This window comes from Agrobacterium sp. 20P9.1.2 (assembly GCF_057799395.1).
The window spans coordinates 78,024-91,743 of the sequence record NZ_JBYOKI010000006.1 but is presented as its reverse complement, the minus strand read 5'-3'; the positions used below and the strand labels follow the sequence as shown (position 1 = coordinate 91,743).

The following is a 13,720-nucleotide window of genomic DNA, read 5'->3' as shown; positions in this document are numbered from 1 at the left end:
GAGCAATGGCGAATTACTGGCTTTTCAAGTCCGAGCCTGCCACATGGTCGTGGGAGCAGCAGAAGGCCAAGGGCGAGGCTGGCGAAGAATGGGGCGGCGTTCGCAATTATCAGGCGCGCAACAATATGCGCGCCATGAAGATTGGCGACAAAGGCTTCTTCTACCATTCCAATGAAGGGCTGGAAGTTGTCGGCATCGTCGAGGTCTGTGAGTTGTCGCAGCCGGATTCGACGGCGGAAGGCGATGCGCGCTGGGACTGCGTTCACATCAAGGCCGTGTGCGACATGCCCTCGCCGGTGACGCTGAAGGACGTGAAGGCCAACCCCAAGCTTGCCGAGATGTCTCTCGTCACCTCCATGCGACTTTCCGTACAGCCGGTGTTGCTCGAAGAATATCTCGAGGTTTGCCGCATGGGCAAGCTCGACAAGCCGCCACGCTCGCCGGACTGGGCCGATTGAAAACCGATCCGGGCGTCTTCATTCAGGCCAACACCACCATTATGGCCCCGCCACATGTGCCGGAAATTCGGCTGCATCTGGCAAGCGAAGCGCATGATCTCTGGCTGAAAACGGAAGATGAATTGCAGGAGATTGGCCTGCCACCGCCATTCTGGGCTTTTGCCTGGGCTGGCGGGCAGGGGCTTGCCCGCTATGTTCTCGATCACCCGGAAGTGGTTGCGGGAAAGCGTGTTGTGGATTTTGCCAGCGGCTCCGGGCTGGTTGCCATCGCCGCCGCCAAGGCGGGCGCTGCAAGCGTGATCGCGGTTGACATCGATCCATGGGCAAAGACAGCGGTTTTGCTGAATGCTGCGGTCAATGATGTGCAGCTTCAGTTCTCAGGCGAAAATATTGTCGGGACCGAGATAGAGGCAGATGTGCTGCTGGCGGGCGATGTGTTTTACGACCGCGCATTTGCAGAGCACCTGACACCATGGTTTTCTGCTGTGACGGATCAGGGCGTGTGCGTTCTGGTAGCCGATCCCGGCCGCGCCTATCTGCCCAAAGAACGATTACGGTCCTGCGCCACCTATCAAGTGCCAGTCACGCGGGTGCTTGAGGACAGCGACGTCAAAAAGACCACTGTATGGCAGTTCGTCTGAGCCTACCTACGGGCGGATGACGCAAACGCCTGCTTCATAAGAGCACTCGGCACCCGCTGTCTTCCTGTTGACGTGAATGATGCGGGGTCTTGCCGGCTCACTGGGGTTGGCCCGGCCTTCGTTGCTCCAGCGGTCCTTGGCAAAATAGATCCCGTTACCTCTGTCGCGAATTCCGGCTATGCCACCCGCATATGTGCCGATGCCACCGATATAGGATGGCAGTCCATCTCCGCCATAAAAGGAACGATCCTGATGCCTATGACCATGTTTATGGTTTGAATATCCATAGGCATCGCCTGCCGCCGCATTGGAAACGCCCGCCACAGAGACAGTAATTGCTGCTAAGATGACTGCGATTCGACCCGATAACATGACGTTTATTCTCCGGATTTTATAGGCTAGCGCAACGCGTAAAGTGTCATAAATATTTACGTAAACGTAAGAAAAACTCTGCTCCAGCAATTGGAAACGCTGAATATTTTATTTTTGATCCAGAAAATTTGGAAGATTCTTCAATACACAATCGATTAAATTCGATTCGACGGTCAATTGTGCTTGTGGTGATGGCCGCGTGCGATTAAAGGTCGCGCTTGGTGCAATGCACATTCCTTCGTCATGTGCGTTGTTTGGGGGCGCCCGCAATTCGGGACGCAGGAAACGCCGTGAGGTCCATATGGCGAATACGACAAACAATCGGCCTTTGTCGCCGCATCTTCAAATCTACAAGCCTATTCCAACGATGATCGCGTCCATCGTGCATCGTGTTACCGGTGGTGCGCTGTATTTCGGCACATTGCTGGTTGCCTGGTGGCTCATTGCGACGGCGTCCGGCGTCGATGCTTACAGCTGGGTCCAGTGGGCCATGAGCTCGATCATCGGAAAGCTTGTTCTGATCGGCTATACATGGGCGCTGGTCCATCACATGTTGGGTGGCCTTCGCCATTTCATGTGGGATCTGGGTCACGGCTTCGACAAGCATTTCACCACGAAGATGGCCAAGGCGTCCTTTGTGGCTTCGATCTGTCTGACCGCGCTGATCTGGGTTATCGCCCTGATCGTGCGCTGAGGAGATATTACCATGGATATGCGTACACCTCTCAATAAGGTTCGCGGTCTTGGCTCTGCCAAGGAAGGCACGGAGCACTTCTGGCGCCAGCGCGTCACGGCGGTCGCAAACGTACCGCTGCTGATCTTCTTCGTCGTCTTCCTCGTCATGTATGGCGGCGCACCCTATGAACAGGTGACGGCTGCCCTGTCGAACCCGCTGGTTGCGGTGATCATGGTGCTCGTCGTCGTCTCCGGCATCATTCACATGAAGCTCGGCATGCAGGTCATCATCGAAGACTATGTGCATGCGGAAGTGCCAAAGCTGGCCCTTCTCATGCTCAACACCTTCTTCTCGGTGATCATGGCTGGTCTCTGTCTCTTCGCCGTTCTGAAAATCGCATTTGCAGGATAATCCGTCATGGCACCCAACAGTTCACCTTCTCAGAACGGCAAGGCCTATACTTACGTCGATCACTCCTATGATGTGATCGTCGTTGGTGCCGGTGGCGCGGGTCTTCGCGCGACGCTCGGCATGGCCGAACAGGGCTTCAAGACAGCCTGCATCACCAAGGTTTTCCCAACCCGTTCGCACACGGTCGCGGCGCAGGGCGGTATTGCCGCTTCGCTCAACAACATGACGCCGGATAGCTGGCAGTGGCACCTTTACGATACCGTCAAGGGTTCCGACTGGCTGGGCGACGTGGACGCCATGCAGTACCTCGCCATGGAAGCGCCAAAGGCGGTCTATGAGCTGGAGCATTACGGCGTGCCGTTTTCGCGTAACGCCGAAGGCAAGATTTACCAGCGCCCATTCGGCGGACACATGCAGAACTACGGTGAAGGCCCGCCGGTGCAGCGCACCTGCGCTGCCGCCGACCGTACCGGCCACGCCATTCTGCACACGCTCTATGGCCAGTCGCTGCGCAACAACGCCGAATTCTTCATTGAATATTTCGCGCTCGACCTCATCATGTCCGATGATGGCAGCCGCTGCACGGGCGTCGTTGCCTGGAACCTCGATGATGGCACCATCCATCGCTTTACCGCCAAGATGGTCGTTCTGGCGACCGGCGGTTACGGCCGTGCCTACTTCTCGGCCACATCGGCACATACCTGCACGGGCGATGGCGGCGGCATGGTTGCACGCGCTGGTCTTCCGCTTCAGGACATGGAATTCGTTCAGTTCCACCCGACCGGCATCTACGGCGCAGGCTGTCTGATTACCGAGGGTGCGCGCGGTGAGGGCGGTTACCTCGTCAACTCCGAAGGCGAGCGCTTCATGGAGCGTTATGCGCCATCCGCTAAGGATCTTGCCTCGCGTGACGTCGTCTCGCGCTGCATGACCATGGAAATCCGTGAAGGCCGTGGCGTTGGCAAGAACAAGGACCATATCTTCCTGCACCTGGATCACCTCGATCCTGCCATTCTGCACGAGCGTCTGCCGGGCATTTCCGAAAGCGCCAAGATTTTTGCAGGCGTGGACGTGACGCGCGAGCCGATCCCGGTTCTGCCGACGGTTCACTACAATATGGGCGGCATTCCGACCAACTATTGGGGTGAAGTGCTGAACGCCGATAGCGAAAACCCTGAGCGGATCATCCCCGGCCTGATGGCTGTGGGTGAAGCCGGTTGCGCCTCGGTTCACGGTGCGAACCGCCTCGGTTCCAACTCGCTGATCGACCTTGTGGTCTTTGGCCGTGCTGCCGCTATTCGTGCAGCGGAGGTCATCGATCGTGCGAGCGCTGTTCCGGCGCTCAACGTCGCTGCTTGCGACAAGATCATGGATCGCTTCGACCGTCTGCGCAACGCCAATGGCAGCACGCCGACTGCCGTTCTGCGCGACAAGATGCAGCGCGCCATGCAGGACGATGCCGCCGTGTTCCGCACGCAGGAATCGCTGGAAAGTGGCTGCAAGCGCATTTCGGCCATCTGGAAAGAGCTGCCCGATATCAAGGTCACCGACCGCTCGATGGTCTGGAATTCTGATCTGGTAGAAACGCTTGAGCTTGAAAACCTCATGGCCAACGCCATCACCACGGTTTATGGCGCGGAAGCCCGCAAGGAAAGCCGTGGCAGCCATGCGCGTGAAGACTTCGTCGATGGCCCATTCGGTGGTCGCGATGACGTGAACTGGCGCAAGCACACCCTGGCCTGGGTCAACGAACAGGGTGACGTGAAGCTCGATTACCGCCCGGTTCACACCGATCTTATCGCTGAAGGCATCGATCTCCAGAAGATCGCGCCCAAAGCACGCGTCTATTGATTTGAGAGGAATTGGACATGGTTGAACTTGCTCTTCCCAAGAACTCTCAAATGACCGAAGGTAAGGTCTGGCCGAAGCCGGCAGCCGCGAAGAATGTTCGCGAATACCGGATTTACCGCTGGAACCCTGACGACGGCCAGAACCCGCGCATCGACACCTATTACATCGATGTCGATGATTGCGGCCCGATGGTTCTCGATGCGCTTCTGTATATCAAGAACAATATCGACCCGACGCTGACGCTGCGCCGTTCCTGCCGTGAAGGCATTTGCGGTTCCTGCGCCATGAACATCGATGGCACGAATACGCTGGCCTGCACCAAGGGCATGGAAGAAATCAACGGCACCGTTAAGGTCTACCCGCTGCCGCACATGCCTGTCGTGAAGGACCTCGTTCCCGATCTGTCGAATTTCTATGCGCAGCATCGCTCCATAGAACCCTGGCTGAAGACGGTGTCTCCGACGCCTGCCAAGGAATGGAAGCAGAGCCATGACGACCGTCAGAAGCTGGATGGTCTCTATGAGTGCATTCTGTGCGCCTGCTGCTCCACCTCCTGTCCCAGCTACTGGTGGAATGGCGACCGTTATCTCGGTCCAGCCGTTCTCTTGCAGGCCTATCGCTGGCTGATCGACAGCCGCGACGAAGCCACCGGTGAGCGTCTCGATAACCTTGAAGACCCCTTCCGCCTCTATCGCTGCCATACCATCATGAATTGTGCGCAGGCATGCCCCAAGGGTCTGAATCCGGCGAAGGCGATTGCCGAAATCAAGAAGATGATGGTCGAGCGCCGCGTGTAAGTGCCGGTCTTGATTGATTAAAACCGACAGGCCGCGACTTCCAGTCGTGGCCTGTTCGATATAAACGACCTGAAATTTTCGGTAAAATTCGACTGAAATTGCAATTATCGCGTCATCGGCTTGTGTTAGCTAATAGTTTGGTAATAATTCAGCCGTTTTGTGTAGACATGGTCTTGCCGAAGCAGAGAATCGGGAGCTTGAGATGCAATTCAGATATGTGGTGACGGGTCTTGCGGTCGTAATGAGCCTTGCCGGTTGCCAGCGTACCTCTTACGATTACAACAATAGCGGTCCCAGTGGTAATCCCGGTTATACGCCGCCGCTTCAGGCTCAGCCGGTGCCGTCCGTTCAGTCCGGCGCCCTGCCGCCGCCCGGTGGTTCTGCACAGTTCCCGACAGCGCCTGCCAATGCCGCACCCGGTGGTACGAACGTGGCGTCTGCTGCTCCGGCTGCTGCCATGGATGTCACCAAGGAAGCCATGGTCGGTAACTGGCGCGTGTCCAATGGCGGCGCAAGCTGCGATATGTTCCTGACGCTCACCAATCTGGGCAGCGGTTCACGCGGCGGTACGCGCGGTTGTGCGGGCGAACTGTCCTCCATGGGTTCATGGGAAGTGTCGAACAAGATGGTTCAGTTCAAGAACCGTGCTGGCGATACGATCGGTCGCGTCTACAAGACGGGCGACACGCGTTACGATGGCACGACCAACAGCGGTCAGCCACTCAGCCTCAGCCGATAATTTAGTCACGCGGGCAGCGGTCAACGTTGCTCGCGTCTGAGGCGCGTTCATGAAGCCATTACCGGACTACAATCACAGCGTCGTTGAACAACTCAACGCATTGACCGCCTCTGGCGAGCTGAAGGCCGACGCCGCACAGATGGATGTGGCCGCCCAGCTCGACCGTATTCTGACTGATCTCAAAATCCGCAAGCCGGCCAAAAAGAAGAGCGCGCTGGGCTGGATGTTTGCCAAAAAAGCCGGACCCGCTGCAACCATCAAAGGTCTCTACGTCGAGGGCAGTGTTGGGCGCGGCAAGACGATGCTGATGGATATGTTCTTTCAGCTGGCGCCTGTCGAAAAGAAACGCCGCTGCCATTTCCACGAATTCATGGCCGATGTTCACAATCGCGTACATGCCCATCGTCAGAAATTGAAGAATGGCGAAACCAAGCAGGCAGACCCTATTCCACCGGTTGCCGCACAGTTGCTGGCAGAGGCGGAACTGCTGTGTTTCGACGAATTTTCGGTCACCGATATTGCCGATGCGATGATCCTTGCTCGCCTGTTTACCGAGCTCTTCGCCAATGGCTGTGTGCTGGTGACGACGTCCAACGTCTTGCCCGACAATCTCTACAAGGACGGGCTCAATCGCAGCCTGTTTCTACCCTTTGTCGACTTGCTCCAGCAGCACGTAGTTGTCGTCACGCTGAACAGCCCCACCGACTACCGGATGGAAAAGATCAAAAGCCTGCCCGTCTATGTCACGCCGCTGGATGATGCTTCAGACAAGGCCATGGACATGGCATGGCGCCAGCTGACGGAAGGTCATGCCGTCGCACCGACGGAAATCGCCATGAAGGGCCGCTCGATCCATGTTCCCAGGGCAGCGGGCCGGGTCGCGCGCTTTTCCTTCTCCGACCTTTGCGAAAAGCCGCTGGGTGCATCGGATTTTCTGGCCATTGCCGACCGGTTCGATACGATCTTCATCGACCATATCCCGTTCCTCAATGTCGATAAGCGCAACGAGACGAAGCGCTTTATCATTCTGATCGATGCTCTCTACGATCATACGACGAGGCTGTTTGCTTCTGCTGCTGCCATGCCGGAGGATTTGCTGGGCAAGCGCAAGGGCACGGAAGGCTTCGAGTTCGACCGGACGGCGTCGCGCCTGTTTGAGATGCGAAGCGCTGATTATCTCGTTCAACACAATGAGAAACGCCAGGCTGCGTGACAGTTTTATAACTTAATATCTTACGTTTACGTAAGAATTTTATGATCTAAACGATTGAAAAAACTGAGCTCAAAAGAATCTGTTGCCATTTCGGGCCAATAAAGCTAAGTCGAGTGCGACAATTTAAAGCCGCCATACATCCGCGGCGAAATTGAATTGAAGCTCGAGAGGAAGCATTCGATGTCTCGCAAAAAGATTGCACTTATTGGTTCTGGCATGATCGGCGGCACGCTGGCGCATCTGGCCAGTCTGAAAGAACTGGGCGATATCGTCCTCTTCGACATTGCTGACGGCATTCCGCAGGGCAAGGGTCTGGATATTGCCCAGTCCGGTCCGGTTGAAGGTTTCAATGCTAAGCTGACAGGTGCTTCCGACTATGCTGCCATCGAAGGCGCAGACGTCTGCATCGTCACCGCCGGTGTAGCGCGCAAGCCGGGCATGAGCCGCGACGATCTTCTCGGCATCAACCTCAAGGTCATGGAGCAGGTCGGCGCTGGCATCAAGAAATATGCCCCGAATGCTTTTGTGATCTGCATCACCAACCCGCTCGACGCCATGGTCTGGGCTCTCCAGAAGTTCTCCGGCCTGCCAAAGAACAAGGTCGTCGGCATGGCTGGCGTTCTGGACAGCGCCCGCTTCCGCCTGTTCCTGTCTGAAGAGTTCAATGTATCCGTTCAGGACGTGACGGCATTCGTTCTCGGCGGTCACGGCGATACCATGGTGCCTCTGGCGCGCTACTCCACCGTTGGCGGCATTCCATTGACCGACCTCGTCAAGATGGGCTGGCTGACTGCCGAGCGTCTGGAAGAAATCGTTCAGCGCACCCGTGATGGCGGTGCGGAAATCGTTGGTCTGCTGAAGACCGGTTCGGCCTATTACGCACCTGCTGCTTCGGCCATCGAGATGGCCGAGTCCTACCTCAAGGACAAGAAGCGCGTTCTGCCAGCTGCGGCCTATCTTTCTGGCCAGTACGGCGTGAACGACATGTATGTCGGCGTGCCAACGATCATCGGCGCAGGCGGTATCGAGCGCATCATCGAAATCGAACTCAACAAGGACGAGGAAGCTGCCTTCCAGAAGTCCGTCGGCGCGGTTGCGGGTCTTTGTGAAGCCTGCGTCAACATTGCTCCGTCGCTGAAATAATTGCCTGACGCATCGGCACTGAACCGAAGTCGGTTTTGCAAGGCACGATGCGTAGATTCAATAGTTTAGAGCGTCCTTCTGCGTTTGAAGACGCGGGACGCTCTAAGTGGCTACAAACAGGGATTAATCCATGAATATTCATGAGTATCAAGCCAAGGCTCTTCTGAAGGGCTATGGTGCGCCGGTGGCCGAAGGGGTTGCTATCCTCAAGGTCGAAGAAGCCGAAGCCGCTGCAAAGCAGCTTCCTGGCCCGCTTTACGTGGTCAAGAGCCAGATTCATGCTGGTGGTCGCGGCAAGGGCAAGTTCAAGGAACTCGGTCCCGATGCAAAGGGCGGCGTTCGTCTGGCCAAGTCCATCGAGGAAGTCGTTTCCCACGCCAAGGACATGCTCGGCAACACGCTGGTGACAGCGCAGACGGGTGATGCTGGCAAGCAGGTCAACCGCCTCTACATCGAAGACGGCGCGGACATCGACCGCGAGCTTTATTGCTCGCTGCTGGTCGATCGCTCGGTCGGTCAGGTTGCTTTCGTGGTTTCCACCGAAGGCGGCATGGACATCGAAGCTGTTGCCCACGACACGCCTGAGAAGATCCACACCATCGCCATCAACCCTGAAACGGGTGTGACGGACGAAAACATTGCTGCCATCTCCAAGGCTCTGGAACTGTCCGGCGCTGCTTCTGACGATGCCAAGGCACTGTTCCCTGCGCTTTACAAGGCGTTCAACGAGAAGGACATGGCTCTTCTCGAAGTGAACCCGCTGATCGTCATGACAGACGGCCACCTGCGCGTTCTCGACGCCAAGATGTCTTTCGACGGCAACGCGATCTTCCGCCATGACGATGTCAAGGCGCTGCGCGACGAGACCGAAGAAGACGCCAAGGAAATCGAAGCCTCCAAGTGGGACCTCGCCTATGTGGCGCTAGACGGCAACATCGGCTGCATGGTCAATGGTGCCGGTCTTGCCATGGCAACGATGGACATCATCAAGCTGTACGGCAAAGAGCCTGCAAACTTCTGCGACGTCGGCGGTGGCGCTGGCAAGGAAAAGGTCGCGGCTGCGTTCAAGATCATCACGGCTGACCCGAAGGTTGAAGGCATTCTTGTCAACATCTTCGGCGGCATCATGAAGTGCGACGTTATCGCTGAAGGCGTTATCGCTGCGGTGAAGGAAGTTGGTCTGAAGGTTCCTCTCGTCGTGCGCCTTGAAGGCACGAACGTTGAGCTGGGCAAGAAGCTTCTGAACGAATCGGGTCTTGCGATTACGGCTGCTGACGACCTGGACGATGCGGCCAAGAAGATCGTTGCGGCGATCTAATTTGAAGGACCGGAAATAATGTCTATTCTCGTAAATAAAGACACGAAGATCCTTGTTCAGGGTCTGACCGGCAAGACCGGCACGTTCCACACCGAACAGGCGCTTGCTTATTACGGCACGCAGATGGTCGGCGGTATTCACCCGAAGAAGGGTGGCGAAACCTGGACCGGTTCGAAGGGCGAAAGCCTGCCGATCTATGCAACGGTTGCAGAAGCCAAGGAAAAGACCGGCGCTGACGCATCGGTTATCTACGTTCCGCCAGCAGGCGCTGCAGATGCCATCATCGAAGCAATCGAAGCGGAAATTCCGTTCATCACCTGCATCACCGAAGGCATCCCTGTCATGGACATGGTTCGCGTCAAGGCTCGCCTCGACCGTTCCAGCTCGCGTCTGCTCGGTCCTAACTGCCCAGGCATCATGACGCCGGAAGAGTGCAAGATCGGCATCATGCCGGGCTCGATCTTCCGCAAGGGTTCGGTTGGTATTGTGTCGCGCTCCGGCACGCTTACATACGAAGCTGTGTTCCAGACATCCAACGAAGGCCTCGGCCAGACGACGGCTGTCGGTATCGGCGGCGACCCGGTCAAGGGCACCGAGTTCATCGACGTGCTGGAAATGTTCCTCGCTGACGAAGCCACGCAGTCGATCATCATGATCGGCGAAATCGGCGGCGCAGCAGAAGAAGAAGCAGCACAGTTCCTGATCGACGAAGCCAAGAAGGGCCGTAAGAAGCCAATGGCTGGCTTCATCGCTGGTCGTACCGCGCCTAAGGGCCGCACCATGGGCCACGCTGGCGCTGTCGTTTCCGGCGGCAAGGGCGATGCGGAATCCAAGATCGAAGCCATGGAAGCGGCTGGCATCAAGGTGTCTCCTTCCCCGGCACGCCTTGGCAAGACACTGGTCGAAGTCCTCAAGGGCTAAGACCACACATATCTGGCAGAGGGCAGGTGTCGGGAACGGCAGCCTGCCCGAAGCCGCAAGAACAAGAAGCGATGCATCTGCATCGAGACGTAAAGCGGCAGACCGGTAACGGTCATCAACGGGATTGAGGAGGCGGGCGAATACGTCCGCGAAAACACAATGACAAGGCAAGAAGCTAACGAGCAGTTTTCGATCACGTCGTTTCTGGACGGCGCGAATGCAGCCTATATTGAGCAGCTCTACGCCCGGTATGAGGAGGATCCATCCTCCGTGTCTCCAGAATGGCAGAGCTTCTTCAAGGGGCTTTCCGACAATCCTGAAGATGTGAAGAAAGCCGCCCAGGGTGCTTCATGGAAGCGCTCCAACTGGCCGATTGCGGCCAATGGCGACCTGATTTCTGCGCTGGACGGAAACTGGGCGACGGTTGAAAAGGCCATCGAAAAGAAGGTTCAGGCCAAGGCGGAAGCCAAGGGCGCCGAAAGCGGCAAGACGGTCAGCGAAGCTGAGGTTCTTCAGGCGACACGCGATAGCGTGCGCGCCATCATGATGATCCGCGCTTATCGCATGCGCGGCCACTTGCATGCCAAGCTTGATCCGCTCGGCATTGCCAGCGCTGTCGAGGACTATAACGAGTTGTCACCGAAGTCTTACGGCTTCGAAGAGAGCGACTACGACCGCAAGATTTTCATCGATAACGTCCTTGGCCTCGAATATGCCAGCGTTCGCGAGATGATCGAGATTCTAGAGCGCACCTATTGCTCTACGCTCGGCGTCGAGTTCATGCACATGTCTAGCCCGGAAGAAAAGGGCTGGATTCAGGAACGCATCGAAGGCCCGGACAAGGGCGTTGCATTCACCGCTGAAGGCAAGAAGGCGATCCTCTCCAAGCTGGTCGAAGCCGAAGGCTACGAACAGTTCCTCGACGTACGCTTCAAGGGCACCAAGCGTTTTGGTCTCGATGGTAGTGAATCGCTTATTCCGGCGTTGGAACAGATCATCAAGCGTGGTGGTCAGGATGGTCTGGAAGAGGTCGTTCTCGGCATGGCCCACCGTGGCCGTCTGAACGTGCTGACCAACGTCATGGGCAAGCCGCACCGCGCCGTGTTCCATGAGTTCAAGGGCGGTTCGTTCAAGCCTGACGACGTCGAAGGTTCAGGCGACGTGAAGTACCACCTCGGTGCGTCTTCCGACCGTGAGTTCGATGGCAACAAGGTTCACCTGTCCCTGACGGCCAACCCGTCCCACCTTGAAATCGTCAACCCTGTCGTCATGGGCAAGGCCCGCGCCAAGCAGGACCAGCTTGCCAAGTCGTGGGATGGCGATACCATCCCATTGTCTGAGCGCGCAAAGGTTCTGCCTTTGCTGCTGCACGGTGATGCTGCTTTTGCAGGTCAGGGCGTGGTTGCTGAAATTCTCGGCCTGTCCGGTCTGCGCGGTCACCGCGTTGCCGGTACCATGCATTTCATCATCAACAACCAGATCGGCTTTACGACCAATCCGGGCTTCTCCCGCTCGTCGCCTTACCCATCCGACGTTGCCAAGATGATCGAAGCGCCGATCTTCCACGTCAATGGTGACGATCCGGAAGCGGTGGTTTATGCGGCCAAGGTTGCGACCGAATACCGTATGAAGTTCCATAAGCCTGTCGTCATCGACATGTTCTGCTATCGCCGCTTCGGCCACAATGAAGGCGACGAGCCGTCCTTCACGCAGCCGAAGATGTACAAGGTCATTCGCGCGCACAAGACCGTTGCGAATATCTATGCGGAGCGCCTGATTGCCGAAGGTCTGCTGACCGAAGGCGAATTCGAAAAGATGAAGGCCGACTGGCGCGCCAATCTGGAGCAGGAATTCGAAGCCGGCCAGAGCTACAAGCCGAACAAGGCCGACTGGCTGGACGGTCAGTGGTCCGGTCTGCGTGCCGCCGACAATGCCGATGAGCAACGTCGTGGCAAGACCGGTGCTCCGATGAAGCAACTCAAGGAAATCGGTCGCAAGCTGTCGACCATTCCTGAGGGTTTCAAGGCGCACAAAACCATCCAGCGCTTCATGGAAAACCGCGCACAGATGATCGAGACCGGCGAAGGTCTGGATTGGGCGATGGCGGAAGCCATGGCATTCGGTTCGCTGGTCGTAGACGGTCACAAGATTCGCCTGTCCGGTCAGGATTGCGAACGCGGTACCTTCTCGCAGCGCCATTCTGTTCTTTACGATCAGGAGACGGAAGAGCGTTACATTCCGCTGGCCAATCTCGCGCCAACGCAGGCTCGCTACGAAGTCATCAACTCCATGCTTTCGGAAGAAGCTGTTCTCGGTTTCGAATATGGCTACTCGCTGGCTCGCCCGAATGCGCTGACGCTGTGGGAAGCCCAATTCGGCGACTTCGCCAACGGTGCACAGGTCGTGTTCGACCAGTTCATCTCGTCGGGTGAGCGCAAGTGGCTTCGTATGTCAGGTCTCGTCTGCCTTCTGCCGCACGGCTATGAAGGTCAGGGTCCAGAGCACTCGTCCGCTCGTCTGGAACGCTGGTTGCAGATGTGCGCCGAAGACAACATGCAGGTCGCCAACGTCACGACGCCGGCTAACTACTTCCACATCCTGCGCCGTCAGGTGAAGCGCGACTTCCGCAAGCCGCTGATCCTGATGACGCCGAAGTCTCTGCTGCGCCACAAGCGTGCGACGTCTTCGCTGACCGAACTGGGTGGCGAGTCCTCCTTCCACCGTCTGCTGTGGGACGATGCTGAGGTCATCAAGGACGGTCCGATCAAGCTCCAGAAGGATTCGAAGATCCGCCGCGTCGTGCTCTGCACAGGCAAGGTCTATTACGATCTTCTCGAAGAGCGCGAAAAGCGTGGCATCGACGACGTCTACCTGCTGCGCATCGAGCAACTCTATCCGTTCCCGGCCAAGGCGCTCATCAACGAGCTGTCCCGCTTCCGCAACGCGGAGATGGTCTGGTGCCAGGAAGAGCCGAAGAACATGGGTGCGTGGTCGTTCATCGACCCTTATCTGGAATGGGTTCTGGCGCATATCGATGCCAAGTACCAGAAGGTCCGTTACACGGGTCGTCCGGCTGCTGCATCGCCTGCAACGGGCCTGATGTCCAAGCACCTCGCGCAGCTCGCGGCATTCCTGGAAGACGCGCTGGGAGAGTAAAATCTCTCCCACACGCACCCTCGC

13 protein-coding genes are annotated in these 13,720 nt (G+C 57.2%); 12 read left to right on the top strand and 1 reads right to left on the bottom strand.

The window, feature by feature from the left end; all coding sequences use genetic code 11:
* The first annotated feature begins 5 nt into the window (after positions 1 to 5).
* Together AC27VJ_RS17245 and AC27VJ_RS17240 are read left to right on the top strand one after the other, a co-directional pair.
* The gene (locus AC27VJ_RS17245; protein WP_488685068.1) at positions 6 to 458 is read left to right on the top strand and encodes an EVE domain-containing protein; all 453 of its coding nucleotides are present in this window, start codon (positions 6 to 8) and stop codon (positions 456 to 458) included.
* The gene (locus tag AC27VJ_RS17240; RefSeq protein ID WP_488685067.1) at positions 455 to 1,099 is read left to right on the top strand and encodes a class I SAM-dependent methyltransferase; all 645 of its coding nucleotides are present in this window, start codon (positions 455 to 457) and stop codon (positions 1,097 to 1,099) included. The genes AC27VJ_RS17245 and AC27VJ_RS17240 overlap by 4 nt, the downstream gene beginning before the upstream one ends.
* Positions 1,100 to 1,105: 6 nt before the next feature.
* Here the strand turns inward: AC27VJ_RS17240 and AC27VJ_RS17235 are convergent, their stop codons facing one another.
* A complete protein-coding gene (locus AC27VJ_RS17235; RefSeq protein WP_488685066.1) occupies positions 1,106 to 1,471 on the bottom strand; it encodes a hypothetical protein in 366 nt (121 codons plus the stop codon).
* Between the two features lie 301 nt (positions 1,472 to 1,772).
* Between AC27VJ_RS17235 and sdhC the strand changes: the two genes are divergently transcribed.
* The 10 genes from sdhC to AC27VJ_RS17185 all read left to right on the top strand — a co-directional run bounded on the left by sdhC (position 1,773) and on the right by AC27VJ_RS17185 (position 13,696).
* Positions 1,773 to 2,165, top strand: a complete 393-nt coding sequence (sdhC, locus tag AC27VJ_RS17230) for a succinate dehydrogenase, cytochrome b556 subunit (RefSeq protein WP_353578820.1) — start codon at positions 1,773 to 1,775, stop codon at positions 2,163 to 2,165.
* A 12-nt stretch (positions 2,166 to 2,177) separates the two neighbouring features.
* Positions 2,178 to 2,558, top strand: a complete 381-nt coding sequence (gene sdhD / locus AC27VJ_RS17225) for a succinate dehydrogenase, hydrophobic membrane anchor protein (protein WP_488685065.1) — start codon at positions 2,178 to 2,180, stop codon at positions 2,556 to 2,558.
* A gap of 6 nt (positions 2,559 to 2,564) precedes the next feature.
* Positions 2,565 to 4,409, top strand: coding sequence for a succinate dehydrogenase flavoprotein subunit (gene sdhA, locus AC27VJ_RS17220; RefSeq protein ID WP_488685064.1), 1,845 nt, complete (start codon positions 2,565 to 2,567; stop codon positions 4,407 to 4,409).
* Positions 4,410 to 4,426: 17 nt separating this feature from the next.
* On the top strand, positions 4,427 to 5,206 hold the full coding sequence (locus tag AC27VJ_RS17215; protein ID WP_113086118.1) for a succinate dehydrogenase iron-sulfur subunit: 780 nt from the start codon (positions 4,427 to 4,429) through the stop codon (positions 5,204 to 5,206).
* Positions 5,207 to 5,408: 202 nt separating this feature from the next.
* Complete coding sequence (locus tag AC27VJ_RS17210; RefSeq protein ID WP_113086119.1) at positions 5,409 to 5,945, top strand: protease inhibitor Inh/omp19 family protein; 537 nt, start codon at positions 5,409 to 5,411, stop codon at positions 5,943 to 5,945.
* A 49-nt stretch (positions 5,946 to 5,994) separates the two neighbouring features.
* A complete protein-coding gene (zapE, locus tag AC27VJ_RS17205) occupies positions 5,995 to 7,158 on the top strand; it encodes a cell division protein ZapE (protein WP_488685063.1) in 1,164 nt (387 codons plus the stop codon).
* Positions 7,159 to 7,338: 180 nt separating this feature from the next.
* Positions 7,339 to 8,301: a malate dehydrogenase gene (mdh, locus tag AC27VJ_RS17200; RefSeq protein ID WP_045230854.1), complete on the top strand. Its 963-nt coding sequence runs from the start codon at positions 7,339 to 7,341 to the stop codon at positions 8,299 to 8,301.
* Between the two features lie 130 nt (positions 8,302 to 8,431).
* Positions 8,432 to 9,619 (top strand): ADP-forming succinate--CoA ligase subunit beta, encoded by a 1,188-nt coding sequence (gene sucC, locus AC27VJ_RS17195; protein ID WP_488685062.1) that lies wholly within the window; start codon positions 8,432 to 8,434, stop codon positions 9,617 to 9,619.
* Between the two features lie 18 nt (positions 9,620 to 9,637).
* Complete coding sequence (gene sucD, locus AC27VJ_RS17190) at positions 9,638 to 10,540, top strand: succinate--CoA ligase subunit alpha (protein ID WP_488685061.1); 903 nt, start codon at positions 9,638 to 9,640, stop codon at positions 10,538 to 10,540.
* A gap of 159 nt (positions 10,541 to 10,699) precedes the next feature.
* Positions 10,700 to 13,696, top strand: coding sequence for a 2-oxoglutarate dehydrogenase E1 component (locus tag AC27VJ_RS17185; RefSeq protein ID WP_488685060.1), 2,997 nt, complete (start codon positions 10,700 to 10,702; stop codon positions 13,694 to 13,696).
* Positions 13,697 to 13,720 lie beyond the last annotated feature (24 nt).

Bases quoted from the DNA above. Each gene is read 5' to 3' on its own strand.
- AC27VJ_RS17245 (WP_488685068.1), top strand. From the start codon at position 6: ATGGCGAATTACTGGCTTTTCAAGTCCGAGCCTGCCACATGGTCGTGG.
- AC27VJ_RS17235 (WP_488685066.1), bottom strand. From the start codon at position 1,471: ATGTTATCGGGTCGAATCGCAGTCATCTTAGCAGCAATTACTGTCTCT.
- sdhC (WP_353578820.1), top strand. From the start codon at position 1,773: ATGGCGAATACGACAAACAATCGGCCTTTGTCGCCGCATCTTCAAATC.
- sdhD (WP_488685065.1), top strand. From the start codon at position 2,178: ATGGATATGCGTACACCTCTCAATAAGGTTCGCGGTCTTGGCTCTGCC.
- sdhA (WP_488685064.1), top strand. From the start codon at position 2,565: ATGGCACCCAACAGTTCACCTTCTCAGAACGGCAAGGCCTATACTTAC.
- AC27VJ_RS17215 (WP_113086118.1), top strand. From the start codon at position 4,427: ATGGTTGAACTTGCTCTTCCCAAGAACTCTCAAATGACCGAAGGTAAG.
- AC27VJ_RS17210 (WP_113086119.1), top strand. From the start codon at position 5,409: ATGCAATTCAGATATGTGGTGACGGGTCTTGCGGTCGTAATGAGCCTT.
- zapE (WP_488685063.1), top strand. From the start codon at position 5,995: ATGAAGCCATTACCGGACTACAATCACAGCGTCGTTGAACAACTCAAC.
- mdh (WP_045230854.1), top strand. From the start codon at position 7,339: ATGTCTCGCAAAAAGATTGCACTTATTGGTTCTGGCATGATCGGCGGC.
- sucC (WP_488685062.1), top strand. From the start codon at position 8,432: ATGAATATTCATGAGTATCAAGCCAAGGCTCTTCTGAAGGGCTATGGT.
- sucD (WP_488685061.1), top strand. From the start codon at position 9,638: ATGTCTATTCTCGTAAATAAAGACACGAAGATCCTTGTTCAGGGTCTG.
- AC27VJ_RS17185 (WP_488685060.1), top strand. From the start codon at position 10,700: ATGACAAGGCAAGAAGCTAACGAGCAGTTTTCGATCACGTCGTTTCTG.